We start from the raw sequence: 24,932 nt of genomic DNA, 5'->3' as shown, positions 1-24,932 counted from the left end.
ATTCTTCGCTAACTACCTTCTACGAGATTTACTGCTATGAAGCTGATGATCAAACTCCTGCTGACCTGCACTGCCTTATCAATGTGCTCTGCTAGTTTTGCCTACCAAATCGAAGACTGCACCTTGAACGGTGAGTCGGTCAGCACATCGAATGGCTCGACCACTGCAGGCAAGACCGGCATCATCATTTGCAAAGATCGTGAGACCGGCCTAATGAGCCGTGAACGTGAAATCAAGGCTGGAGAAGTTTATGGCTTATATCGCCTCTACCAAAATGGTGTGCTCGCACTCGAATACACCGATACGAAAAATGGCCCGCGAAATGGCACTACACGCAAATATGCACCGAATAAGCAGTTGATACAGGAAGAAACCGAAGTGATGGGGCAGCTTCAGGGTCTACAACGTGAATGGTACCCGGATGGCACTTTGAAAAAAGTTGAATGGATAGCCGAAGGCAAATCTCCGGCATCAGTGCACTTCACAAAGAAATCGGCACTAAATAGTGTAAGTTGCGGTAGCAAACCCTCGTTGGCCCCGCATGCAGACGACGCGAGCTTATGTGGTTTTAAGGGTAAAGCTGTCACCAATACCTATTACACCGAAGAAGGTCAAAAACGCGCCACAGAAACCATACTGGCCGGGGTAGTTCAGCAAGCCACTAGCTTCGACACCAATACAGGAAAAGTCAGAAACACGATGGAATTAAAAGCCAGTGAAATGACAGAAACCGGCTTTTTCGAGAATGGCAATAAGCAATATGAAACCGTACTTAGCACCGCAGAAAAAAACCGTGCCTTCGTGCGGAAAAGCGTGTTTTACGAAAGCGGTAGCATGAAGCAAGAACAAAAATTTACCACACTAGAGATAGAAGGCAAACGCAGAAATTTTATGACGTCGGAGGCACAGTTCTATCAGAACGGACAAATGCGTCAACTCCAAGCGTTTACAATAGAAGGTAAAGACTATTTCAAAGAAGTGAAATCATTCAATGATAAAGGTACTCTGACTTCACAAGCCAAATACCAACAGCTAGGCAGCTACAATAATCGCCCTATCGGTATTCACAAAAATTTCTTCGATGATGGAAAAATCAGCTACGAAGAACATCACGACAAAAATGGAAAAGTATTCCGGCAAAAACGCTGGGATGACAGCGGAAAACTCATTGCCGACGACGAGGTTTTTGAAGATGGATCACGTAAGGCTTTTAGCAAATAAGCGCTAGACTACTCAGAGATCCAGCACGACACACTCAATATGATTGCAGCACCGAATTTGCGTGCTGCAATTCAAAGCCTCCTTAGCGTACTCCTCGCTAGGCTATCTTCCATCTTAGAATCACAAGCTCATTCAGTTTATCGTTACAGCTCATGCCGCTGATTCTGCACTTGGTCGGAATCAGCTGGTTCGGGTAAGAGCTTATGGTTAAAGTTCGCTCCGTTACTTTATTCCAGCCCAAGCTCGAGTAGTTCATTTTTAATCGACCCGGCTGCACAAACCCTTACCATAGCAAAGATCACATCATGACAACGACTCAGTTTGCTTCGCCCGTGAACACTCCTCTACTACAAAAAATCATACAATTTCCATTGACCCGTATCATCTTAGGGATTGCTACTTTTCTTTTGCCGTTTTTATTGATACAGGTCGTATCTAGCAAATTCATCAATGACAAGATGCTGTCAAAGATTGTACAACTGCTCGGAGCCTGTGTTGGTTACATGTGTTATTTGCTGTATGCAAGGTATGTGGAAAAACGTGGCACACCGGAACTGAATCTATCAGGTTTTTTGGGCGAATTTGGACTGGGCTTTGCAATCGGCGGTTTCATGTTGAGCGCTACAGTGGCATTGATCGCTCTTATGGGTGGATTTCAAATCACAGCTAGCTCCCCGTGGTCAGTGATTCTCATTCCGCTCATGGTGCACATCACCATCGGTATGGTTGAAGAAATTTTGTTGCGTGGTGTATTCTTTCGAGTAGTTCAACAATCCCTGGGTAGTTGGCTCGCACTGCTTGCCTCTGCTATTTTATTTGGTGCCTTACATCTCGCAAACGACAACATCAGCGTACTCGGTTTTGCTAATATCACTGCAGCTGGTCTCTTATTAGCTGCGGCATTTATGGTAACAGGTCGCCTTTGGTTTTGCGTAGCGATGCATGCCGCATGGAACTTTTTTCAAGACGGAATTTTTTCAGTGGCGGTATCTGGCCAACAAGTGCACAAAGGATTGTTCATCAGCAAAATGACAGGCCCAGACTGGCTCACAGGCGGTGCTTTTGGCGCTGAAGGTTCCGCCTTCTCTCTGGTAGTGATCATCACAACAACGATTGCCCTGTTGCTAATCGCAAAAAACAAAGGCCGTATCGTCTTACCTTATTGGAAGCGTACTACCTAGTTGGAATTGAAAGATGACTTTAAGGTTACAGTAGGCTGGGCTGCAAAGCCCAGCTCATATAAGTACCGTAACAGTTTTTATTGTGGCCTGGATTTATGAAACACTAATGGACTAGTCACTGTGCTCGGTGGTGCAGATCTGAGAATATGGGGCTTCATACTACCCATGACATGCATTTCGCATGGTTTACAATCGAATCGTAAGGTAAATTTTTCATCGCCGTTGACCAAAGTCATCGGCTCCGCCTTGACCTGACCTTGCACACCTGTCACACCTTTTGCCTGTTTCGGGCAAAGATTGAAAGAGAAACGTAGGCAATGCTTGGTGATCATCAGCGGCACTTCGCCCGCTTCTTCATGCGACTCGTATGCAGCTGCGATCAATTGCACGCCATGCTTTTTATAAAATGCGCTGGCTTTATGGTTGTAGACGTTGGCAAGGTAAGTAAGCGTGGTTTCTGGATACGGCACCAAAGGCTCTTGCGCTGCTTCGCGCAATGGGCGCTTCCAATGTTGTACACGTGCCTCTTCATGCTTAGCAACCGCATCACGACGCAAGGCGTTAATAAGTGACGACGGTACAAACCAAGGCTGACTCAGATTCAAATCTATCTGTTCAGCATAGAACATCGTGTTACCAAGTTTGCCCAGATTATCACGCAAACCCGTTTCCGCTTTATCTGCTTGTTGTGCTGGCTCTAATGTGAGTTCAAGCATGGTGCTGGTGTTCACGCCATCAGCATCCGATAAATTCAACACTAAACCACTCTCAGCTTCGGACAAGTTCATCCACAAACCGAGTTTGCGATCCGAAGATTTTTTGGTTAATGCCATTTCCCATTGCTGATCGCGATTACGATGCACCGACATGCCAACTTTGAGACTAGCGAACTCTGCCATTTTTTCATTTGGATGTACGCGCCAGATGGTGCCGTTTTCGTTAGTCGATTTCTTCTCTACGGTATTCGCGTGCACGCCTACCACTTCGCGCTTGTGCATGTAATTGAGCCCATCGCCGTTCGCTAAGTCTTCATTGGTTTCCAATTCAAACCAATCGGGTCCGAGTCGAGTCACGTAACCAATGTGCAGACCAACAAACTTAGGAGAATCAAACGCACCGATATTATCTAAACGTCCATTGGCAAAGTACGCAGTGTGACCGCGGTGAAAGGTCTTATCAACATTCGGCGTGAATGCTATCTGAGTATGGCCGCTCGAAGCACGATAATACTCTGGTCGGCGTTCTAAAATTTCGTCTAGTAACAAACGATAATGTGCTGTGATGTTTTTCACATAGCCCATATCTTTATAGCGGCCTTCGATCTTCAACGATTGAATACCGGCATCGAGCAAGGCTTCCAGATTCGCGCTTTGATCATTGTCTTTCATCGACAACAAATGCTTATCGTAGGCGACGACGCGGCCTTCGCCATCGGTGAGTGTATAGGGCAAACGACAGGCTTGTGAACAATCGCCGCGATTTGCACTACGCCCATCTTTCGCGTGTGAGATATAGCATTGACCGGAAAACGCCACACACAAAGCACCGTGGACAAAATATTCCAAAGGCGTATTGGTCTGCGCCTTGATTGCTTTAATTTGTTCTAAAGTGAGTTCACGTGCTAACACCAATTGTGAGAAACCGGATGCACCCAAAAAGTGGGCTTTACCAGGCGTACGGATATCGCACTGGGTACTGGCATGAATTTGAATCGGTGGAATATCCAATTCCATCACCCCCATGTCTTGCACAATCAGTGCATCAACACCCGCTTCGTAAAATTGATAAATCAATTTCTGTGCTGGTTCTAATTCGCTGTCATGCAAAATAGTATTGAGCGTGACGAAAATCCTAGCATGATAACGATGCGCAAATTCAACCAGTTTCGCGATTTCGCTGATTTCATTGCTAGCATTGTGCCGCGCGCCGAATGAGGGGCCGCCGATATACACAGCATCGGCACCATGCAAAATCGCCTCACGTCCGATCTCGACTGTTTTGGCAGGCGACAACAATTCGATTTCGTTGGTACGTAAGGTCATAATGGGAGTTATTCGTGCGGGAGAAGGAAGGGGCAGATTATAGCGAAAAGCCTTGCTCTATGCTGAAAAGTGCTGAAAAGACTGAGTTTTCAATAAATCAAAGACAACTTTCATTGCCTCCTACTCATCACATTTAGCTTATTGCGCTAACAAAGCCCTCTTTGCCTAGGATTACAACGCCACTATCATACCGAATCTTGCCTATTCAACCATTGCTGTGCTTCTACCAAAGTCTGATCTAATACTTCTTTGGTTTTAAGGAATAAGACATCCACTTTCTCGGTTTCATTTTGCTTGATCGCACTCTCAAGCGTGCGTGAGATTTCTATGAATTCGATTGCACCGAGCGTGCCCAAAGAACCGCGCATCGTGTGAAAAACACGGGCAGCCTCTTCATTTTGCTGCTCCTTCCAAGCTTGTAGCGCTTCCGCATACTGCGCAGGACTCTTATTGATCATATTCTTGATCAACTCCAAGAAGGTAGCTCGATATGCAGGATTACCTTCACAAAATTCCATGAACCTATCAGGATCAAAATACTGTATTGCCTCGCTCACGATAGTTTGATCGACTGCCGGAGTTTGCTTTAGCAAGACTGTCTCCGGCGATTGAGGTAGCGATGACGCATTAAAATCTACACCACGCCGCTTAAAGTAAGTCACAAAAGCACGCTCAAGTTCTGCAATTTCTAGCGGCTTGCTCACGTAATCATCCATGCCTGCTTGCAAGCACATGTCACGATCACCATGCATAGCGGCGGCTGTCATGGCAACGATATGGGGTTGCTGTATCGAGGAGTCACGTAATATCTTGGTGCATTCCAACCCATCCAAATTCGGCATATGCACATCCATCCAAATTAAGTCAAAAGGGTTTTGTGCTGCATCTGCCGCAACGACTTGATCGACGGCTTCACGTCCATCATTCGCGCTGTCGGCGTTATAACCAAAATGTTGCAACATCATACGGGCAACTTTTCGGTTAGTTGCATTGTCATCGACAATCAACAGGCGAAGAGGATATTGCTGCGCATGTTGACTGGCAACCAGACGATTCCTTGTCTGAAGCTTGTCTTGCTCAAGAGTATTCTTGCTGTCACTTTCCGGATGTAGAACGCTGATTAGGGCATCTAGTAACAAACTGTCTTTAATCGGTTTGATCAAATGTACCTGGCACGAATGCGCCTCATCTTGTTCCCGACTGTCCGCCACGTTGCTCAATAAAATCACTGGCAATTTCGACTTTATGCTTCTTGCACGTAAATGCTGTGCAACACTAATACCATTCATCTCTGGCATATCAAAATCGATTAAGGCACAATCAAATTCCTGATGGTCTGCCACTACATCGTTCAAAACGGATAAATTTGATACCGCTGTGCAGTCCATTCCATAGCGCGTTAATCTTTGCTGCATGATGCGCAATGAGGTGACATTATCATCTACCAATAATGCGCGTTTCCCCTGTAAAGCTTGGAAGTTAGCTGATGCGTTTTGTCCAGCACTCAAGGATTGAAGGTCCAAACCGAAGGCGACCGCTGGGTGCGCTTTCACGCGGACAATAAAACGACTACCTTGACCTACTTCGCTCTCGACATTAATCGAGCCGTGCATCAATTCCGCCAAGCGCCGACTGATCGCCAATCCTAAACCTGTCCCGCCATATTTACGCGTTGTTGCCGCATCGATTTGCGAAAATGCTGAAAACAGCATAGCAATGCTATCTGCGGGAATGCCTATACCGGTATCACGCACAGTGATACACAAAATTTCGGGGCGCATGGGATTTTCTTGTTGCACATGCAGATGTACTTCACCCGTATCGGTAAACTTGACGGCGTTACTCAGGAGATTCAGTACAATTTGTCGCAAACGAGTGACATCACCCATGATCATCGCGGGAACCGCTGGATCAATTTCATACAAAAGCTCGATGTTCTTGCGATTTGCGGCGGCTGCAACTAAGGCCAAACTCTCTTCGACTAACTGCTGCACAGACAAAGGCTCCCGCTCTAAAATCAACTTACCTGATTCAATTTTAGAAAAATCCAAAATATCATTAATAATCGTCAGTAGAGCATCACCTGAAGATCTGATCGTACTGACGTAATCGCGCTGCTCGACGTTAAGCGAAGTGCCTGCCAACAAATCGGTCATGCCGATGACCCCATTCATCGGCGTTCGTATTTCGTGACTCATGGTCGCCAAAAAAGCCGCCTTAGCATTCACCGCTATCAGAGCTTGTTCCGTCTGATAGGCCAAATCCTTTGTGCGTTCCAAAACCCTCTCTTCTAATTCTGCATTCTGTGCCATCAGTGCATCGCGTGAAGCGCGTAATGCATCTGCTGTGTGCTCTAATTCATTGCTAATCTGACGAAACTCAACAAAGCGGGTAAGGATGGGAGTATGTTCCAGATCACCATGCCCCAACTTTACTGCAGCCCGTGCGATTGCCGCGATAATTCTATTTAGACGCAGTGCAAACCAGATACCGAAGGTAGACGCCAACAACGCAAAGACGGCGGCTAAAGCCACAGTTCGCTGACTCTTTTCTTTTATGACAAAACTAAAGTCATCCACAGGCGCTGCGATCACCAAGCGCCATTCAGGAAAATTTTCACCGCGCGCCATCTTATTTAAAACGGAGTAATTCGAACTATGTTCATCTTCCGGTAAATGATTGAGGGATGAGGTGTGCGCCAGAATCGTTTGCCCGTCCAGCTCAAATTGAAAATTCTCACAACGTCCCGACTGCAAACAGGCAGCGTTGGCATTTTGCTTTTCTTGTGAACCTTCGACATTAAGACTATTCGTACGAGTAGTGAACTTGCCTCGCAGCGGCAAATTTTGCATCGCAGCGCGCACCAATGGCGAACGTGATTCGGTCGCGGAAAACAAAGGGACATCGGGCGAACCAGTCAACTCTTTTTCGTTAGAAGTGGCAACCAATTTTCCATTACGATCAATAATGAAGGCAATTGCATTTGGGCTGAGTTGTAGGCTCTTTAAAAGCTCACTCAACAATTTAAATGAGACTTCGAGCGCCAATACGCCTGTGATCTCTCGCTTTGTGTTACGTACCACCACAGAATGGGCTATATGTAACTGCTTGCGAGAGAAAGAAGGATAAACATCGGTCCAAGAACGCAGATCAGTCGCAGTACCTGTCTGGTCTGCTGCTTTCATTGCAGTTTGATACCAAGGACGCGAACTCGGCAGATAGTCAAGCTTGTCGCTTCCTATCATCATGCGTCTATCGAGAGGAAGGGCGCTGCGGTAATGCCTGCGTTTTGTATCGCCAGCATCTTGCGTTAACACTTCAGGTAAGGCGTCATCATCGTATAAATTGATCGCACGATAGGCACCATCAACTGATGCGTAGGCGACAAATTTAACGAGTCGGGTGCTTCGCATTGCGCCCCAAGCGACTTCTTCAAAACGATCAGCACTGGTAAAGTTACGCGGATCAGGTTCCCCACCAACCGCGTCGCCATAGCTGGAGAAGTAATTCATTAAACGACTGCTCTCAGCTAAATCGGCATTTGCCGCTTCGCTGGCACGTAAGCTCGCTTGCACCATAATGCTATTGGCGGCATCTATAGCAGCTTGTTGAGCCGCGCTATAACCAAACCAAGTAATAAGTAAGGCCGGCAGCAACACCAATATGCCAATAGCAAACGGCAAAAATAATTTGAGATGGATATTTTTCACACCAAAATGCATTCCAAAGAGAACTCCCGACCACGAAACCACAATAAACATTCTTATAGGAACTAAACTGAGTATCTAAGGCGGGAATGATGGTGTCAATCTCTTTCTAAACAGCAGGCAGAATTTTAAGGATAGTGAGCAAACTTTCTCAAAAAAATGTCTTTTTTTGACTCGGTCAAAGGGGGCCGGTCAAAAGACGGTCAAAAGGGGTCCGCGTCACGTTGCTTTTCAGGCCGTTCAAAATCGATTCACATATTGCACGTAAAGTCTGCTGACTGATTGCATCAGCTTCCACTATCCTTCGTTCGCCATTGGTGTCACTAATAGGTGAACATGATTCGTCATCAATACATAGGCATACACTTCGCATTGCCAATCGACAGCCGACATAAATAGCCAATGCAGATAACACCGATCATCTTCATCGGCAAAAAAGCACGGCTCTCGATTGACGCCTCTTTGTACCAGATGTTGCGGTATTCCTGCTAACTTAGTGCGTTGGCGACGGGGCATCTTTCTATATGAGGTTTAGGTTGAGAAAACAATGCGATGCTGACCGCTTTGGTTTGCCAACCTACGTCGTTAGATGCTTATTTAATTGTGTTTTGATTTTTTTGAAGCTCACACAAGGTATCGAGTCGTTCTAGTATGGCTTTAAGTAATTGGATTTGCTGATCTTGATTTACATGTGTCATTGGTGCTGACGCGATTGCTGTGTGCTGCGTATGGAGCTTCAAGGCTTCGCGATTACTGAGGATTTTATTGCGAAATTCATGCGCATCGATCAATCCGATTAAACGCATATCATGCGCTTGACCTGCGCTTTGTCCGGCCGTTTCGAATTTCAAAATACTCAGATTAAACATACGCAATAAGGGACCTTCGGTAAAGGTGACGTCTTGTATGTTTTCTAGCGGGATGGTTTTTTCAACTTGGAAAAGGATACCTTTTCGAAAACGCAGCGAGTTGCTGCTTAGTTCGCATTCGAGTTTATCAAAATAATGACGCGCCCACCATTGACCCAAACCGCATAACCAAATAATCGCCAAAGGAATGAGCACGATGGTGATGGCGAAAAAGAAGGCGCCGTATAAGACTAAATAGGGACGGATTAAAGGATTGAATTTGCCTTGTAGGGTGGTGTGATTTTGTTCTTGCATGGTTGTCCTAGTTTTTATGAATTATGAATCAACGATCCTGAGTCTGGATCACTGAAAAAATTGCTGAACATAACAAGCTTATCATGTAGGCTGGAATGAAAAGCCCTGCATTTTTCGAACCAAAGGGGTCAGCATCACATTATTTTTCAAGCCGTTCAATTTCACTAATTTGCTTAAATTTTTAATTGATGTAATTGTCATTATTTGCTCCAAGCCGTGTAGATGTTTTTGTAAAAATTATTACGCGTGATTTGTGTTTCATTTGTTTCACCCTGCCAGCAAGTCACTGAAGTAGGCGCGCTTAAAATGACTCGCTCTGGTTTTGTCCATTGATAACTAAATATGGTGTAGCTCGCTAATTGTTTTTTTTGTGTAGCTATATCAATGATTTCTTCTTGACTTTGAACAAATCGTTCATCATGCAACATTCTTTCTGTTTTATAACGATATTCGTAACGCACAACTTTTGATTTATCAGCAGGTAAGAAAGTATATTCAGAGGGACGTGGATGCATCTTCTTCCGCAATTCCCAATCAACATAAATATCGAATTCTTTACCCTCTTTATCTGTCCATCTAAAAAAAGAAATATCACCAAAATCAGAAGGCACATCTGGCGCACTTGTGCTGGTATCGGTCAATAGCCACCCAGCATTTTTTTCAATTTTTCCGTAAAAGCGTGGACCACCCTCTTTTTTACACATCTCCTTAAATTGCCATTGCCCATAATAGGCATCCGCGTTATAAAGAAAATAGCCTGCAATAAGAATGCCGAAACCAATTAAAAATTTACGCATAACATGCTCCTTGTTTTGAAAACACCAAAAGGATCAGCATCACATTGTTCTTCAAGCCATTCAATTTCATTTTCAATTCCCAAAAAAATTAAAATCCAAAATCCGTTTGATCCAATTTTTCAATGACATCATTTGACGCCTTAACCGGCCGCCCTCGTCGACTTTCCATTCGACTTGCGCCACTCGGGGCACTCATCGCTTCTTTGAATTTTTCTCTATCGACAGTTTGTCCTTGCTGTAAAGCGAGGCGAATATCGTCGATTTCTTTTTTTTCTAAAGCCTTTCTAAAAAAATTTCGATAGGATGCCTGCCGTATTGCTATATCAGAGATCAATAGCAGTCAGTCATTATTTACAAATATTTAAGAATATTCTATTAAATATTAGTTTAAACAAAAAAGAGAGCTAGGATTTCTCCCGCTCTCTTTGACTTTGTTAGATGAATTTGATGCGTTCGATCAATTCACACTTATTTACTGTTTGCGTCCATTAAACGTACCTTGGCCAGACTGATTACCTTCCCACTGCCACATCCCAACCACAGCACCCGATTGCAAATCAACCGTGCCCATAAATTTCGCACCGCCCGCTTTGCCTGAACCTGCCAATGCGAGTTCACCGTCTGGGCTGACAGTACCTGATACGTTAAAATTAAAATTATGTTTGCTCGATTTGCCCATACCAGTGACATTGCCGTTTTTATTGATCATGACGTTGACGGTGCCCTCATCATCACCTGTAAATTTAACCGCATAGACGCCAACCAAGCCTGAGGCTGCGACAGGAGCGGATGGCGCTGATGGAACATACTGCTGCGCTGCAACTTGAGAAGGCGGTGTCGCCTGTATCGAATTCGCCGCGTTGTTTTTAGAAGCTTGTGATGTCGCTTGGATTAACTGCTCTTTGTTACGCACGCTTTGCACGATTTTATTGTAGTTATCGAGCAAACTAGCTGCGATCAATTTACCTTCGGGTGTTTTGCTGTAACCACCCGCGCTGGCCCAGCCAAAGCCACCCCAGCCCCAGCCACCCAAACTGAAATCCATTTTACTGGCCTGACCTTCGGCACTCGCGACTTGAATCCCAGAACGTACATCGGCCAACAATAAGGTTGTCTCTGCTTCTTTAAATTTAACACCGCCGGCGAGCCCGCCGAGCGCGCCCCAACCACCGCCGAATCGACCTAACAAACCACCTACGGCACCACCGACACCGCCCGTATCACTGGCAAATTGCACTGCCGGTGTCATCACAAAATCCGCCGCTTGTAATTGGCCACCGCCGACATTCGAGCCTTGCTGCAATTGACCAGCGGAGGCTAATTCACGTTCTTGGCGAATATTTTGCATCGCCACACCGCGCTCAACCACAGTAAAGCAGCCAGACTCTTCAACGATCATGCGCAACATAGTCGACGGCGAACCGAGTTTATATTGAGACAAAGATGCCAACATATGACTTTGTGGCTCCACCACAGCCAAGGTACCAAAATTCTTAGCACACTTCTCAATCGCTCCCTTTTGTACGCTTTGCGCGCTGGCAGTATTTGCCAGCAAAACACTGACGAACAAAGATGAGACGGTCAATAAAGGCGAACGAAAAGTCATAGCTAGCTTCCTTATATTCATAAATAAAAAGTGTTTGGTGTTAGTACTCACTCAAATCATAAAGTAAGGGAACTAAGACCAAAAAAGGAAGCGAGTATAACTTAAACTTTAGCCAATATTGTTAATTTACCGATATGAGCTGATAAGAGGCAGAAAAACTGCGACGGTAGTAGGCCGATGAATAACCACTGCGTCGCTAATGCTGTTCAGCTAAGCTCAAAATATCGAGGCGTCATCCCTGAGAAGGCAGGGATCCAGTGTCTTTAGGCTTTTACGTCGCTGGATTCCCGCCTTCGCGGGAATGACGATACGTGGAATTAGGCTTAACTGAGTAGCATTACACTAAGTCGCCGTTTTCCATAGGAGAAGTATAAGTCACAAACTCTGGGTTACTTCGCTTTAGCTCGCGCCTTTGCCCTTGCTGCAGCATCCGCCGCCCATACTTCTAAGTGGGGTTCGTGTTTAAGTACACGAGCACCCGGGTCGACGGTGTAAGTCGCATTGGGCGGCAAGCTCACTTTACCCACACCATGTGTCATCGCCAGGTTGACGATCTTGTCATTAACCCGTACTTGCAAAGGCAATGGAAATTCGCTGTCGTCTGGCAACTTCCATTTCAAATGCAGCACATTACCTTCACGTTGCTCCAATACTTCTGGCAAGCGCGCGTGAGTCAGATAGCCCTTAAAGAACCAATTCCAATCCTTCTTGGTCACTTGATTGACGATCTGAATAAACTCTTTACTGGTGCTGTAACGCGGTGAAAAATTGCCCGGCTTTGGATCGTTGCGACCATAAACCAACAAGCGCACTGCTTTAAAAAAGGCCTCATCACCGATCAAACCACGCAGCGTATGCAATAGATTTGAACCTTTAAAATACACATCGTTGCCAGGACCGTTAGACACGTCATGTTCACTCATAGAGTGACCAGTCACCATAGGGAATTTATTCACGATACGAATTCTTTGTTCGTGCAAGGCAACCTGATAGTCACGCTCGCCGCGCAGATATTGCAAATACAAGGGTTGCATATACGAACCGAAACCTTCGTGTAACCAGAAATCATCCCAGTTTTCGTTGGTCAATTGATTTCCAAACCACTCGTGTGCAAATTCATGTTGCAAAAGCCAGTCATAGCCATGCGCTGACTTGATGTAGTCGTTGCCATAAGCATTAATGGTTTGATGCTCCATACCTAGATGCGGGGTTTCCACGACGCCCATTTTTTCATCCCCAAACGGATAAGGGCCGAATTTACTTTCAAAGAAATCCAGCATTGGCGCAAATTCTGCCATCAAGCCTTGTGCCTTTTCTTTATTGGCGGGCAGATACCACATGCGCAAAGGAATGCGATTACCGAACCGGCTCTGGTATTCGCTCTCTAACGATTCATAGGGGCCAACATTGATAGCAATGCCATAGGTACTAGGATTCTTAGTTTGCCAGTGATAAGTGCGCCAGCCCTCTTTTTCATCCATACCTTGGGCGACACCGTTACCCGCCACCACCAACGGCGCTGGCACGGTAATATGCACGTTCATTAATTTTGGTTTTCCCATAGGGTGATCAATGCACGGCCAAAACAAGTCACACCCCTCACCTTGCACCGCCGAGGCTATCCATGGCTCGCCAGTTGGCGTCTTGGTCCAAACAAAACCGCCATCCCAAGGTGCGCGTTTAGCGATTCGTGGTACACCCTGGTAACGGATACTGACTTCTGCCTTTTCACCCGTTTTCAAGGGCTTGGGTAAAATTAAGAGCAGGCGCCCTTCGGCATTGCTAATCGCATCAGCGGCTAATACCACACCATTGATACTGACTGCCTCAACTGGCAAATTTTTATCCAATTCCAAAGCAAGACGTTTTAATTCAGATTTGGCAGAGAACACCAAGAGCGCGGTGCCTTGGATGCTGCGTGTCTCGGGATCTAATTTCAAACTCAAATCCGCTTTTTCAAACACCATAGCCAATTGCTCGGCAGTACGTTCTGTACCTGAACTCATGGTGAAGACAGTGGGTTGAGACGAGGCAGGCAAGGCGTTTTGCGCCTGAATGCTAGTCACATACAACATCGAGCACAGCAAAGCTAGAGTTTTAAGTTTCATAGGGTAATTGAGTTAGAAATCGAAATACAAGAAAAACGGACTATAAAAAACGTCAATGCAGACCTCAGATATATTTAGAGCGTCATCGTATCTCAAAAGTTCAACAAGCATCACGAGAATTTAGGCTGCCATGGCATACTAGTCGGCGTTGCTCTTTTTTATTGATTCAAGGTCAAATCCATGCTTCTACCCCGCTTACTCCTCTCTTTCATACTAGGCATCCTTATCACTGCACCGATTGCGGCACAAGACGTCTTGCCAAGCAGTGTCGAGAATTTATTAAAGAAAGCGAATCTCCCAAAATCATCTTTGAGCGTCGTGATTGCACCTAGTCGTCAGAATGGCTACGTCTTGAATCTACAAGGCGACAAAGCGGTCAGCCCGGCATCGACGATGAAATTACTGACCAGCTTCATCGCCTTAGATGAACTAGGTCCTAACTTTCGATGGAAAACCCAAATCTACGTCGATGTACCGATTAAGCAAAATGTCTTGAATGGCAAGCTCTACTTAAAAGGCGGTGGCGACCCCAATCTCACTTGGGATAAATTAAGCCTACTACTACGTAATTTACGCCAACAAGGCCTGCGCGATATTCAAGGCGACATCGTGCTCGACCGTAGCTATTTCCAACCAACGCGTCCCGAACTCAACGTCACGCCATTCGATGAAAATCCTGATGCGTATTACAACGTGATTCCTGACGCGCTACTTATACATAGCAACATCAGTGCGTTTTCCATCAGTTCGGATAGCAATGCAGTAGATACTAAGTTACTGACACCAATGGACCGTGTCACTTTAAAGAATCAAATGACGCGCAGTAACGCGCCTTGCAATGAATGGAAAAATGGCTGGTTAGCACCGCAAACCAGTGTCAACAATCAAGCGCAAATCGACATCACCTTGAGCGGTGTTTTTCCCAAAAACTGCCAAACCACGGTATACCTCAATGTGGTCGAGCGCAATGCATATATCGGCAGCGTGATACGCGCGCTCTGGACCGAACTGGGTGGCAGCTGGCAAGGACAAATACAAGATGGCATCACGCCCACTAGTGCCTCTTTGCTGGTACAAAGAGAATCTGAAAGCCTGGCGGAAACCATACGCATCATCAATAAATTTTCCGACAACGCCATGTCACGCATATTATTTTTGACCATGGGCGCCGAATCGCCCCTAGCAAGAAATTTTGCGGATACCAGTCAAACGGCGAACGCTGTGGTACGCGCCTGGCTGTCCAAAAATAATATTCCCGACACCGGCTTAACCATAGAAAATGGCTCAGGATTATCTCGCACAGATCGTATCAGTGCGAATCAATTGGCAAGTATTTTGAGAGTCGCGGCTAACAGCAACTGGTATCCAGAATTTGCAGCCAGTTTACCGATAGTGGGTATCGATGGCAGTATGCGTAACCGCCTCAAATCCAGCGTTGCAGAGGCACGCGCCCGGATTAAAACCGGTACGCTAAAGAACGTCGTGGCAATTGCAGGTTACGTGCGCGATCAGCAGCAAAATGACTGGATCGTGGTGGGAATTATCAATAGTGATGAAGCGGGCATCAGCCGGGCGCGCCCGATTTTGGATGAATTAATTAGCTGGTTGGCAAACAGCAGACCTTAGTTGGCTTAAAGTCGGGGTCGGGATCAACGATAAGCAAACCGTTCGCACCCAGTATTATGCGTTCTATCTCTTTACGATTGATTTGAAATACCTAGACTAGCTACAGTGATGCCTAGTTAGCCACCGTCATTGATTTAAGGAGATTTCGCCATGATAGGCTTTTTGCTTTGGGTTATTGTGTTCTTATTGTGCTGGCCGCTTGCCTTATTGGCTTTGCTGCTTTATCCGATAGTATGGATATTGTTACTCCCATTTCGGATATTGGGTATTGCACTTGATGGGGTGTTTGAATTATTGCGCGCTATCGTCTTCTTACCGGCCCGAATTTTAGGCGGAAAACCGCGATAAGTGTCGATAGCTGCTGTGATGTTATTAGTGTGACTGATTAAACATATCCTGCAATTCTTCGCACCAATCCTCGGCATCATGCAGACCTATACCCAAATATTGGCAAACGCGCTGACTCGCCTTGGACCACTCGGCAGAACTCTCTTGTCCTTCGTACTTTTGAATCGCGTATTCGGCCAACGTGGATAAAGCGATTAATCCACGCACACTATCTTCGGTTGCTGTATCTTCTAAGGTGCGGTAATCATGATGCAATAAAATCGCGGTCGATACTTGTTCCGGCAAACCCCAGGTACGCGCCATCAAAGAACCGATAGAAGCATGATTCGTGATGTGGTGACTATCTTCAACTTGAGTCAAAGGCAATTCAAATTCATTATTTGCCTTCTTCCACGTCTCAGCATAATCAGGAAATCGTTCCATCAAAATCGGCACACCAATATCGCAAAATAAACCAAAGGTATGCGCAACATCCGCCGAACAAACTGGAAAGCGTTTCACCATAGCACTCAAAGCCTGTGCCCGCTTGGTCGAAAAATCCCAAAATTTGCCCAGCGACAAACCATTTGCGTTCACCGATTGACGCGCAATAATGCCCGTCATCAGCAGGCCAGTTTGAGTGATACCAATCAAGCCGACTGCGTGGTCGACCGATTGCGCCTTGAGACGCAGGCCAAAGAAGGATGAATTAGTCAGCTTTAATAGAGATGCGGCCAGCGACACATCCTTTGCAATAATCTTTGCCAAGCCTTGTGCGCTAGGCTCTGTTTTATTCAACTCTTTTTGCATCTCGACCAACAAACTAGGACGCGGCGGAATGCGTATGGTTTTTAACAAACTGTCGACAGCTTGTTTGTCAGACACCGAAGGTTGGACGCTTTGATTCATCGTGATGATAAAAGATTCTTTTTAAATACTATTAGAGACGGAAAGCAGGCAGAAAAACTGAACGCCCCGTATTAAACATTATTTCCCAATGGAAATCAATTCCAAGTAAGTCCTTAGTTTGCAAGAGGCTAAAATAAACCGAGCTTTAGCCCCTGTCAATTTGCAAATAGCCACGATCAGTGTTACTCACAAATTATTTTAATGGAATGGGCGTATGCGCCTCAACAGGCACCGCGGCAACGCTATTTTGCGGTGATCCGTCAATTAACTTATCCGAATAAGTCAAATAAATCAAAGTATTGCGTTCTACATCGACCATTCTGACAATGCGTAACTTCTTAAACAAAATAGAAAGACTTTGAATAAAGACTTCTTCCTGCTGCTTTAATGGCTTGTCAAAACTGATGGCACCAATCTGACGACAGGAAATCGATGCCTCTGCTTTATCTTCAGCCAAACCCAAGCCGCCTTTAATTCCTCCCGTTTTTGCACGAGAAACATAGCAAGTAACGCCTTTGACTTTAGGATCGTCATAAGCCTCCACCACAATTTTGTGGTCAGGCCCAAGTAATTTAAATGCGGTATCAACACTACCTATTTTTTGTGCATTTGCTGTTGTAGCCATTAACACTGAGCCAAACATCATCAGCGTGGCGAAATATTTATTCACTGGCATAAGAATTTCCTTTATTCATTAACGATGGATAAACTAAGAGCAGCATAACTTAAAAGAAGCGAGTAATTTTAACCTCGGTCAAATAAGCTCGTCTTTCCACCTTGTGCGTTGAAGTGTTAAAATGCGCGCTTATGAAATCCTTCTCGCCCTTCCAATTATCGCGTCGCCTGATCATCGCGGTGTTATTCCTGTACGGATTAACGCTGGGTATCGCTACGGCTGCGCCGATGATCAACGGCGAAGGTGTTTCGATGATCTGTACCAGCACGGGCATCAAATTTGTCACAGAGTCTGGCAAGATCGTTGATGGTAAGGCGACCATGCATACCTTGGATTGTTCCTTCTGTATGCCAAGCGCCATCACACCAAGTTTGCCGCAAATTGACGTCGTACCGCCAGTGCATACGCTATCGTATGCCACGCAAAGTATTCCCTCGGCACGCTTAGCAGCCATTGTTTCTGCACCTCTTCCACCGCGCGGGCCACCCGCTCTCAACGCAATCTGATACCGGAGCTGCCTAAGTTTTTAGCTAAGGCTTGCGTTTCGGTATTGCTTCTATCTCTGATCATCGACTTCGATAAAAAATTCATGTTTTTGGCACGTGTGCATGCGCGTCCTTAATTCTTCAAATGTCGATTTGATCAAACATTTTAAAGATACCTAGAGCCACTTCATCGCGACCTGTATGGTCCGCCCGATGAAAATCGCAGCGAAAAAAACACGCTCGGCTCTCGATTGCAATGAGAACACAATGAAATCTTCTACACCTACTATTCTCCGCCACACCGCTTTAGTCCTCGCTTTGTCCGCCGCCTTCCCTGTCTTTGCGAACGATAAAGACAATGATCAAGACGTCCAAAAAGCCAAAGCTGAGCGCGTCATCATTAAAGGTGAAAAACCAACCACTTTGCCAACCGAGATCCCCACCACGATCGAAGGTATCAACGCAAAAGCAATTGAAACGACGATCAACGCGCTTGACGCTGAAGATGCTTTGAAATACTTACCTAGCCTTTTGGTACGTAAGCGTTACGATGGCGATTACAACCACGCTGTCTTGGCGACACGTGCATCTGGCACAGGCAATAGCGCACGGTCTATGGTCTACGCGGACGGTATTTTAATCTCTAATTTACTCGGCAATGGCGCTGGTTTTACCCCTCGTTGGGGCTTGGTGACGCCAGAAGAAATTCAACGTGTAGACGTGTTGTACGGCCCTTTTTCTGCGGCTTACGCGGGTAACTCTGTTGGTGCAGTGGTCGACTACGTGACGCGCATGCCAGAAAAATTTGAAGGCCATGTCAAGCTCGCTGGCTTTACAGAAAATTTTCAAGAGGTTGCAACCGATAAGCGTTACAGCGGTCATCAATTAAGTGCCAGCCTCGGCAACAAGCAAGGTGCATTTTCTTGGTGGGTCAATGTCAATCGTATGGATAGCGAGGGTCATCCTCTGGTTTTCACCAACAAATTACTCTCAGCCGGCACCGTTAGTACGGCAGGCAAGCCAGTCACGGGTGCACTTGCTGGTCGCAATCCACAAGGTTTAGATTGGTGGCTGATCGGCGCAACCGCCCAGTACCACACGATTCAAGACCATGCCAAGATCAAATTAGCCTATGAAATCACGCCGACCGTGCGTGCGAGCTACACCTATGGCGTATGGCGTAACGACATGAATAGCACGGCCGACAGCTACTTGCGCGATGCGAGCGGCGCTGCCGTCTATAGCGGCGACGTCAATATCGCTGGCCGTAAATTCACCATTAGTCCAACCGACATCGCAAACAGCAAAAATGATTTGCAACATGTAACGCACGGTTTGAGCGTGAAGAGCAATACCAAAGGTGAATTTGATTGGGAAATCGCAGGCAGTATCTACGACTACCAAAAAGACATCGCCCGCGCACCAACGGTTGCCATTCCTGCGGCCGATACTGGCGGCGCAGGTCGTATCACTGACGGTAGCGGCACAGGTTGGAATACTTTGGCCTTAAAAGGCATTTGGCGTCCAAACACCGAACACACAGCTGAATTTGGCTATCAACGTGAAGCCTACAAACTGCGTACTTTGGTGTCGAACACGACTGATTGGATCAATGGCGCAGCGACGACTCGCTTCTCGGCATTCCAAGGTAATTCCGAACTTTCTAGCTTCTACGTGCAAGATGCTTGGCGTATCAATTCAATATGGAAAACCATCATCGGTGGCCGCTTCGAACGATGGTCTGCACATGATGGCGCGCTCTCAAATGCGACCACCACTTTGCCATTCGTCAAACGTGATGAGAACTACTTCTCACCTAAAGCAGCGGTCGCATTCCGCGCAACTGACGATTTGACCTTGAAAGCCTCAATCGGCCGAGCCGTGCGCAATCCGACCGTATCTGAGCTGTATCAAGGAACGGTATCAACGCAAACCATCGTCAACAATGATCCTAATCTCAAAGCAGAGAAATCATGGACTAGCGAATGGAGTGCCGAGCAATCATTGGATAATGGAAAAGGCTTGTTGCGCACGACCTTCTTCCACGAAGATACCAGCGATGCCTTGTACTCACAAACCAATACTTTGGTGACACCGAATATCACGAATATTCAAAACGTCGACAAGATCCGCACCAATGGTTTGGAAATCGCGTACCAAGCAAGCGACGTGTTTACACCTGGTTTGGACATTAGCTCTAGTGTGACATTCGCAGACTCCATTATTGTGAAAAACGATAAGTTCCAAGCCAGCGTTGGAAAATGGCAGCCACGCGTTCCAAAATGGCGCGCCAATGTTGTAGCGAGCTATCGCGCGACCGAGCAATTGTCTACGACCTTGGGCATCCGTTATAGCGGTCGTCAATACGGCTCCCTCGATAATAGCGACGTAAATGCCTTCACTTACTTAGGGTTTTCTAGCTTCCTCGTCGCCGATCTGCGCGTGCGCTATAAACTCGACAAGCAATGGACAGCAGCTGTTGGCGTGAACAATCTCAATAACAAAAAATATTGGGCCTTCCATCCCTACACGCAACGTAGTGTAGTGGCGGAACTGAAGTTTGATTACTAATCGGATGAAGGCATACAACAAAAGTTAGGGCGCGGACTTCGCACTCTAGCAATTGATGTAAGCCCTAAAAAAATGCCTATCCGCGCAGCGTTAATCGTGCCCAGATAGGCTACTTACTTTGACTCAGTTGCGTTTTCTATTTGAAGCATCTATGCAAAATCAAACTAACCGTAGCGCTCTCTTACAACGCGTATTTTGGCGACTGCATTTTTGGGCAGGGCTAATCACCGCGCCTATCGTCCTGTTCGCAGCGATTAGCGGATTACTGTATGTGTTCACGCCACAAGTCGAAGCCTGGCGTCACGCACAGCTTGATACCGTCGATGCGATTGCGCCTGCAAAAAGCTTGGATGAACAAATCGCTGCGGCACGTGCGCAATTTCCTGGTGAGCCTATACGGGCTGTTATTCCCGCCTATACCGATACGCAGACAACACAAATCATATTTGGCGACAAGAAAAAGCGTAGTGTTCAGGCTGGACAGGCTGAAAAAAACAGCATGACAGTCGCCCCATCCGCTGAGCACCAACATCACGCAGAGGCTAGTACCCAAACGACTCCCTTCATTGCTTACATCAATCCCGGCACGCTAAAAGTGCAAGGTAGCATTGCAGAAGATGGTCGATTTAGGGAGTGGGCACGCAAATTACACTCCACGATGCTACAAGGTGATAACTGGCGTTGGATCATAGAACTGGGTGCCAGCTGGATGATCATCATGCTCATGACTGGCATCTATTTGTGGTGGCCTCGCGGCAAATCTAACTGGTCTAGTATTTTGCGTTGGAATAGTACCCAAAACCGTCGCGCCAACTGGCGCTATCTGCACAGTATGATCAGCCTCATTCTCAGCATCGTGACTTTGGTGATTATGCTCACCGGCATTACTTGGTCCAAATACGCGGGTGAAAATTTCCGTACTATGCAAAGTACATTGGGACAAAGTTCACCAAAGCCACCTAAGGAATTAAAATCCTCTTTGCTGCCCAATCTACCCGCCTTGAGTGCACAAGTGGTCTACGTCAAAGCACGTCAACTGGCACCATCAGTGCAAATGCAGCTCACACCACCAAAGTCTGAACAAGGCGTTTGGCGTATAGAAAATTATGATCGCAGCCAACCTGAAAAACGCTTCCAACTGGTACTCGATGCCTACACGGGAGCTGTGTTGTATCAATCTGGCTGGGGAAATTTACCACTCCTGGCGCAAGCCACTGCGGTCGGTATTCCCTTCCACCGTGGTGAATTTGGCTGGTGGAATCAAGTCTTGCTGATACTTGTCGGGCTATCAGTCATCTTCGCCGTCATCTCTGGCTATGCGATGTGGTTGCAGAGACGCAAAGCAGGTAGTGTATCTGCACCAGCTGTCAGCACTACGCACGCTTTAGCGATTCCTTGGTGGATCTGGCTATTGCTAATCGCCTTGGGCTTTGCCTTACCTGTGTTGGGCGTAAGCCTATTTATTTTCATTTGTGTTGAAGCTGTGCTGATGTTCAAGCAAATTAAATCGACTACTCAGCCCAAATAATCATGACTCATACCATACCTCAAGCACAAAATCGTCGGGCCTTTCTGCTTAGTGCGCTGGCGCTCAGCTTAACGGCCTGCCAAAAGAATACTCTCAATTTCAATAGTATCGACATTACCGGTGCAGACTATTGTCGTGATTTCAAACTAAATGACAGCGATGGAAAACAGCGACAACTCGCAGAGTTTAAAGGGCGTTATGTATTGGTTTTTTTTGGCTTTACACAATGTCCTGATATCTGTCCAACGGCGCTGGCACGTGCAGCTGAAGTTAAACAAAAACTCGGTAAAGACGGTGAACAGTTACAAGTGATCTTTATCAGCATCGATCCAGAACGCGACACAGCAGACTTGATGCGCGCGTATACCCAAAACTTTGACCCCAGTTTTCTCGGCCTGCGCGGCAACGCCGAACAGACAAAACAAGTTGCCGAGGAGTTTAAAGTCTTCTATGCTAAAGTCGCTACCGGAAGTAGCTATACGATGGATCACTCCACTTTAAGCTATCTGTTCGATACCAAAGGCAAAATCAGATTAGCAATGCGACACGAACATAACGCAGACCAATTTGCCGCCGATATCCGCCAGCTGATGAGACAAGCAAGCTAGACGCACATCCAACATTTTTTCGTATCTTATGATTGCAAATAGTTCCACCAACCAAAAGGAAAAACCATGAAACAATTCATCTCCCCACTTTTCGCCGCACTCAGTTTGAGCCTCAGCGCAGCCGCCTTTTCCCAAGTCGCAGTTAAAGATCCTTGGGTACGTACCACTGTGCCGCAACAAAAAGCCACTGGCGCCTTCATGCAACTAACCGCAACCCAAGATGTAAAGATAATTTCCGCAAGCTCCCCTGCCGCCAAAAATGTCGAAATTCACACCATGGAAATGGATAAGGACGTCATGAAAATGCGTCAGATCATGAGCCTAGATCTGCCTGCTGGTAAGAGCGTGGAATTAAAACCAGGCAGCTATCACGTGATGCTTTTAGGCTTGACCGTCCAAGTGAAAGAAGGCGATGTTATCCCGCTGACCTTGACGGTCGAAGGCAAAGACAAGAAGACCCAAACGATCGAAGTCAAAGCAGTGGGCAAGGCGATGAACGCCGCTGCACATAAAATGTAAATCACGATTTCGTCGAAGATTCACCCGCAATACGGAGGTAATATGAAGTTCAATTTATCGATGTTTTTTCAAGCATTACGTTGTTTCAATGTGGCGGCGATTACCGCCTTGGCTATCTGGCATGGTTATATTTTCTATTTGAACCAAGCCATAAAGAGAACGCCGCCAGCACCGGCCATCGAATTAAAGTCGGTTGATCAAACCAGCACTGCACGCCAAGCTAATTCCACCAGCCAACAAGCAAGCAAATTGATACAGGCAGTAACATGAAAAAGCTTCTATTACCTCTGTTTTTATTCGCATGCGCAAACGCAGCACAGGCTCATGTCACGCTAGAACAAGCCAAGGCGAAAGCCGGCAGCTATCACAAGTTAACATTTAAAATCGGTCACGGCTGCGAAGGCAGCACCACCCACACCGTCAAAATCAGCCTACCAGAAGCGGCCACAGGCGCAAAACCTATGCTCAAACCTGGCTGGAAGATTGACACACAAAGCCTAGCTTTGAGTAAGCCTTACCAATCACACGGCAAGACCATCACTCAAGATGTCAGGGAGGTCGTTTGGAGCGAAGGTCAATTACCCGATGCTTACTATGATGAATTCTCGATACAAGTCAAACTCAGCAATGCGGTCGGAAAACTTTATTTCAAAGTCACACAGTTGTGCGAAAAAGGCCGGCTCGATTGGATCGAGATTCCTGCGGAAGGTCAAAGTGGCAAAGCTCTAAAGGCACCAGCACCGATGCTCGAGGTGATTGCGCCAGATTCTGAAGCGCCGCACCATTAAGTCAATCAGTTATTTAGGTCAACGTCCTGTCGACCTAAACCGATCCCAAGCTTCCCCTTAAAGGGGAAGGAGTCACAAGCGATTCCCGCCCCATCACAGACATCTGTAAATTCCCTCCCCTCCAAGGGAAGGGCTAGAGTGGGGATGGGTTTCTGTTCCGATTGCCACACCCGCGCGAAAATCCCCCACAAAAGCTATCCCAAATCAAGTTTTCAGCACTTGCAATAGCAAAGCGTAATATACAAGTGTATATTACGCTTTTAAGTCCACTCATTTCCGAGCCAAGCGGATCAAATCATGCTGAAAACATCGTTACGCCACTTTCTAATGCTGGCTCTATTTGTCGGCACATCGACTTCCACCTTCGCTGGCGATCTTAATGTCTCTGCCGCCTCCAGCCTCACCAACGCCTTCAAAGACATCGCTCAGAGTTATCAAACTCAATACCCAGACGCCAAGGTTCAGCTCAATTTCGCTGCCTCTGGCACCCTGCTGCAACAACTCGCTAAAGGCGCCCCGGTCGATGTATTGGCGACAGCCGATCAAGAAACCATGGACGCCGCTGAGAAGCAAGACCTTATCTTGGTCAAAGAAAGAAAAGACTTCGTGCGCAATAGCTTGGTGTTGATTCAACCAATTAACGCTACCATCAAAATTGAACGCCTCGAAGACTTGCGACAAGCAGCCGTTAAACGCATTGCCATCGGCAACCCAGCCAGTGTGCCCGTCGGTCGTTATGCGCAAGCTGCCTTGCAAGCAGCGCGCGTCTTGCCCAGCATTGAAGGCAAACTGATCAATACTTTAAACGTACGTCAAGCACTCGACTACGTGGCGCGCGATGAAGTCGAAGCGGGTTTTGTGTATGCAACCGACGCAGCGATCGTGCTCGATAAAGTCAAAGTCGCAGCGCGGATCAAAGTCGACAAAGTCATTACCTACCCAGTCGCGGTCACCAAAGATAGTAGCAATCAGGTTGAGGCCAAACGCTTCGTGCAGTTTCTCGCCTCGCCCGCTGCGCAAGTTATTTTCAATAAATATGGTTTTCAGAAACCGTAATTCCATTCAATAAA

Annotated in this window: 22 protein-coding genes; 12 read left to right on the top strand and 10 right to left on the bottom strand. The window is 46.5% G+C overall.

Annotated features, from left to right (window positions below):
- The first annotated feature begins 45 nt into the window (after positions 1–45).
- Positions 46–1,221 (top strand): toxin-antitoxin system YwqK family antitoxin, encoded by a 1,176-nt coding sequence (locus tag ACO0KZ_RS07120; RefSeq protein WP_422994188.1) that lies wholly within the window; start codon positions 46–48, stop codon positions 1,219–1,221.
- Positions 1,222–1,526: 305 nt separating this feature from the next.
- The gene (locus tag ACO0KZ_RS07115; protein ID WP_422994186.1) at positions 1,527–2,402 is read left to right on the top strand and encodes a lysostaphin resistance A-like protein; all 876 of its coding nucleotides are present in this window, start codon (positions 1,527–1,529) and stop codon (positions 2,400–2,402) included.
- 77 nt (positions 2,403–2,479) lie between these two features.
- Here the strand turns inward: ACO0KZ_RS07115 and ACO0KZ_RS07110 are convergent, their stop codons facing one another.
- From ACO0KZ_RS07110 to ACO0KZ_RS07075, 8 genes are all read right to left on the bottom strand, one after another.
- Positions 2,480–4,444 carry a peptidase U32 family protein gene (locus ACO0KZ_RS07110; RefSeq protein WP_422994184.1) on the bottom strand — a complete coding sequence of 655 codons (1,965 nt, stop codon included), beginning with the start codon at positions 4,442–4,444 and terminating at the stop codon, positions 2,480–2,482.
- 185 nt (positions 4,445–4,629) lie between these two features.
- Positions 4,630–8,154 carry a response regulator gene (locus ACO0KZ_RS07105; RefSeq protein ID WP_422994182.1) on the bottom strand — a complete coding sequence of 1,175 codons (3,525 nt, stop codon included), beginning with the start codon at positions 8,152–8,154 and terminating at the stop codon, positions 4,630–4,632.
- 294 nt (positions 8,155–8,448) lie between these two features.
- A complete protein-coding gene (locus ACO0KZ_RS07100; RefSeq protein ID WP_422994180.1) occupies positions 8,449–8,667 on the bottom strand; it encodes a transposase in 219 nt (72 codons plus the stop codon).
- A 77-nt stretch (positions 8,668–8,744) separates the two neighbouring features.
- On the bottom strand, positions 8,745–9,314 hold the full coding sequence (locus ACO0KZ_RS07095) for a PH domain-containing protein (RefSeq protein ID WP_422994178.1): 570 nt from the start codon (positions 9,312–9,314) through the stop codon (positions 8,745–8,747).
- Positions 9,315–9,514: 200 nt separating this feature from the next.
- A complete protein-coding gene (locus ACO0KZ_RS07090; protein ID WP_422994176.1) occupies positions 9,515–10,111 on the bottom strand; it encodes a hypothetical protein in 597 nt (198 codons plus the stop codon).
- An 88-nt stretch (positions 10,112–10,199) separates the two neighbouring features.
- Positions 10,200–10,445: a hypothetical protein gene (locus tag ACO0KZ_RS07085; RefSeq protein WP_422994174.1), complete on the bottom strand. Its 246-nt coding sequence runs from the start codon at positions 10,443–10,445 to the stop codon at positions 10,200–10,202.
- Positions 10,446–10,583: 138 nt separating this feature from the next.
- Positions 10,584–11,717 (bottom strand): CsgG/HfaB family protein, encoded by a 1,134-nt coding sequence (locus ACO0KZ_RS07080; RefSeq protein WP_422994172.1) that lies wholly within the window; start codon positions 11,715–11,717, stop codon positions 10,584–10,586.
- 389 nt (positions 11,718–12,106) lie between these two features.
- Positions 12,107–13,825 (bottom strand): M1 family metallopeptidase, encoded by a 1,719-nt coding sequence (locus tag ACO0KZ_RS07075; RefSeq protein ID WP_422994170.1) that lies wholly within the window; start codon positions 13,823–13,825, stop codon positions 12,107–12,109.
- A 180-nt stretch (positions 13,826–14,005) separates the two neighbouring features.
- Between ACO0KZ_RS07075 and dacB the strand changes: the two genes are divergently transcribed.
- Positions 14,006–15,451: a D-alanyl-D-alanine carboxypeptidase/D-alanyl-D-alanine endopeptidase gene (gene dacB / locus ACO0KZ_RS07070; RefSeq protein ID WP_422994168.1), complete on the top strand. Its 1,446-nt coding sequence runs from the start codon at positions 14,006–14,008 to the stop codon at positions 15,449–15,451.
- A 150-nt stretch (positions 15,452–15,601) separates the two neighbouring features.
- Positions 15,602–15,799, top strand: a complete 198-nt coding sequence (locus tag ACO0KZ_RS07065) for a hypothetical protein (protein ID WP_422994166.1) — start codon at positions 15,602–15,604, stop codon at positions 15,797–15,799.
- Between the two features lie 24 nt (positions 15,800–15,823).
- On the opposite strand, the gene ACO0KZ_RS07060 is transcribed toward ACO0KZ_RS07065, so the two are convergent.
- Both ACO0KZ_RS07060 and ACO0KZ_RS07055 read right to left on the bottom strand, forming a co-directional pair.
- A complete protein-coding gene (locus ACO0KZ_RS07060; protein WP_422994164.1) occupies positions 15,824–16,687 on the bottom strand; it encodes an HDOD domain-containing protein in 864 nt (287 codons plus the stop codon).
- 193 nt (positions 16,688–16,880) lie between these two features.
- Entirely contained in the window at positions 16,881–17,363 is a 483-nt protein-coding gene (locus ACO0KZ_RS07055; protein ID WP_422994162.1) for a CreA family protein, read from the bottom strand.
- 131 nt (positions 17,364–17,494) lie between these two features.
- Between ACO0KZ_RS07055 and ACO0KZ_RS07050 the strand changes: the two genes are divergently transcribed.
- The 8 genes from ACO0KZ_RS07050 to modA all read left to right on the top strand — a co-directional run bounded on the left by ACO0KZ_RS07050 (position 17,495) and on the right by modA (position 24,918).
- The gene (locus tag ACO0KZ_RS07050) at positions 17,495–17,869 is read left to right on the top strand and encodes a hypothetical protein (RefSeq protein WP_422994160.1); all 375 of its coding nucleotides are present in this window, start codon (positions 17,495–17,497) and stop codon (positions 17,867–17,869) included.
- Positions 17,870–18,115: 246 nt separating this feature from the next.
- Positions 18,116–20,419, top strand: coding sequence for a TonB-dependent receptor (locus tag ACO0KZ_RS07045; RefSeq protein ID WP_422994158.1), 2,304 nt, complete (start codon positions 18,116–18,118; stop codon positions 20,417–20,419).
- A gap of 151 nt (positions 20,420–20,570) precedes the next feature.
- A complete protein-coding gene (locus ACO0KZ_RS07040) occupies positions 20,571–21,947 on the top strand; it encodes a PepSY-associated TM helix domain-containing protein (protein ID WP_422994156.1) in 1,377 nt (458 codons plus the stop codon).
- A gap of 2 nt (positions 21,948–21,949) precedes the next feature.
- The gene (locus tag ACO0KZ_RS07035; RefSeq protein WP_422994154.1) at positions 21,950–22,555 is read left to right on the top strand and encodes an SCO family protein; all 606 of its coding nucleotides are present in this window, start codon (positions 21,950–21,952) and stop codon (positions 22,553–22,555) included.
- A 66-nt stretch (positions 22,556–22,621) separates the two neighbouring features.
- Positions 22,622–23,074, top strand: a complete 453-nt coding sequence (locus ACO0KZ_RS07030; RefSeq protein ID WP_422994152.1) for a copper chaperone PCu(A)C — start codon at positions 22,622–22,624, stop codon at positions 23,072–23,074.
- Between the two features lie 42 nt (positions 23,075–23,116).
- Positions 23,117–23,344, top strand: a complete 228-nt coding sequence (locus tag ACO0KZ_RS07025) for a hypothetical protein (RefSeq protein WP_422994150.1) — start codon at positions 23,117–23,119, stop codon at positions 23,342–23,344.
- Positions 23,341–23,862: a YcnI family protein gene (locus tag ACO0KZ_RS07020; protein ID WP_422994148.1), complete on the top strand. Its 522-nt coding sequence runs from the start codon at positions 23,341–23,343 to the stop codon at positions 23,860–23,862. Before ACO0KZ_RS07025 ends, ACO0KZ_RS07020 begins: the two co-directional genes overlap by 4 nt.
- A gap of 297 nt (positions 23,863–24,159) precedes the next feature.
- Positions 24,160–24,918 (top strand): molybdate ABC transporter substrate-binding protein, encoded by a 759-nt coding sequence (modA, locus tag ACO0KZ_RS07015; RefSeq protein ID WP_422994146.1) that lies wholly within the window; start codon positions 24,160–24,162, stop codon positions 24,916–24,918.
- Positions 24,919–24,932: the final 14 nt, after the last annotated feature.

The sequence above is a fragment of the Undibacterium sp. Di24W genome (assembly GCF_049340325.1).
GTDB lineage: Bacteria > Pseudomonadota > Gammaproteobacteria > Burkholderiales > Burkholderiaceae_D > Undibacterium.
This window is presented reverse-complemented; position numbering and strand designations above follow the sequence as displayed.

Excerpts from the sequence above, each read along its gene's own strand:
- ACO0KZ_RS07020 (WP_422994148.1), top strand. The coding sequence starts at position 23,341 with ATGAAAAAGCTTCTATTACCTCTGTTTTTATTCGCATGCGCAAACGCA.
- ACO0KZ_RS07095 (WP_422994178.1), bottom strand. The coding sequence starts at position 9,314 with ATGCAAGAACAAAATCACACCACCCTACAAGGCAAATTCAATCCTTTA.
- ACO0KZ_RS07090 (WP_422994176.1), bottom strand. The coding sequence starts at position 10,111 with ATGCGTAAATTTTTAATTGGTTTCGGCATTCTTATTGCAGGCTATTTT.
- ACO0KZ_RS07030 (WP_422994152.1), top strand. The coding sequence starts at position 22,622 with ATGAAACAATTCATCTCCCCACTTTTCGCCGCACTCAGTTTGAGCCTC.
- ACO0KZ_RS07040 (WP_422994156.1), top strand. The coding sequence starts at position 20,571 with ATGCAAAATCAAACTAACCGTAGCGCTCTCTTACAACGCGTATTTTGG.
- ACO0KZ_RS07045 (WP_422994158.1), top strand. The coding sequence starts at position 18,116 with ATGAAATCTTCTACACCTACTATTCTCCGCCACACCGCTTTAGTCCTC.
- ACO0KZ_RS07065 (WP_422994166.1), top strand. The coding sequence starts at position 15,602 with ATGATAGGCTTTTTGCTTTGGGTTATTGTGTTCTTATTGTGCTGGCCG.
- ACO0KZ_RS07110 (WP_422994184.1), bottom strand. The coding sequence starts at position 4,444 with ATGACCTTACGTACCAACGAAATCGAATTGTTGTCGCCTGCCAAAACA.
- ACO0KZ_RS07100 (WP_422994180.1), bottom strand. The coding sequence starts at position 8,667 with ATGCCCCGTCGCCAACGCACTAAGTTAGCAGGAATACCGCAACATCTG.
- ACO0KZ_RS07025 (WP_422994150.1), top strand. The coding sequence starts at position 23,117 with ATGAAGTTCAATTTATCGATGTTTTTTCAAGCATTACGTTGTTTCAAT.
- modA (WP_422994146.1), top strand. The coding sequence starts at position 24,160 with ATGCTGAAAACATCGTTACGCCACTTTCTAATGCTGGCTCTATTTGTC.
- ACO0KZ_RS07080 (WP_422994172.1), bottom strand. The coding sequence starts at position 11,717 with ATGACTTTTCGTTCGCCTTTATTGACCGTCTCATCTTTGTTCGTCAGT.
- ACO0KZ_RS07120 (WP_422994188.1), top strand. The coding sequence starts at position 46 with ATGATCAAACTCCTGCTGACCTGCACTGCCTTATCAATGTGCTCTGCT.
- dacB (WP_422994168.1), top strand. The coding sequence starts at position 14,006 with ATGCTTCTACCCCGCTTACTCCTCTCTTTCATACTAGGCATCCTTATC.
- ACO0KZ_RS07050 (WP_422994160.1), top strand. The coding sequence starts at position 17,495 with ATGAAATCCTTCTCGCCCTTCCAATTATCGCGTCGCCTGATCATCGCG.
- ACO0KZ_RS07055 (WP_422994162.1), bottom strand. The coding sequence starts at position 17,363 with ATGCCAGTGAATAAATATTTCGCCACGCTGATGATGTTTGGCTCAGTG.
- ACO0KZ_RS07115 (WP_422994186.1), top strand. The coding sequence starts at position 1,527 with ATGACAACGACTCAGTTTGCTTCGCCCGTGAACACTCCTCTACTACAA.
- ACO0KZ_RS07075 (WP_422994170.1), bottom strand. The coding sequence starts at position 13,825 with ATGAAACTTAAAACTCTAGCTTTGCTGTGCTCGATGTTGTATGTGACT.
- ACO0KZ_RS07035 (WP_422994154.1), top strand. The coding sequence starts at position 21,950 with ATGACTCATACCATACCTCAAGCACAAAATCGTCGGGCCTTTCTGCTT.
- ACO0KZ_RS07060 (WP_422994164.1), bottom strand. The coding sequence starts at position 16,687 with ATGAATCAAAGCGTCCAACCTTCGGTGTCTGACAAACAAGCTGTCGAC.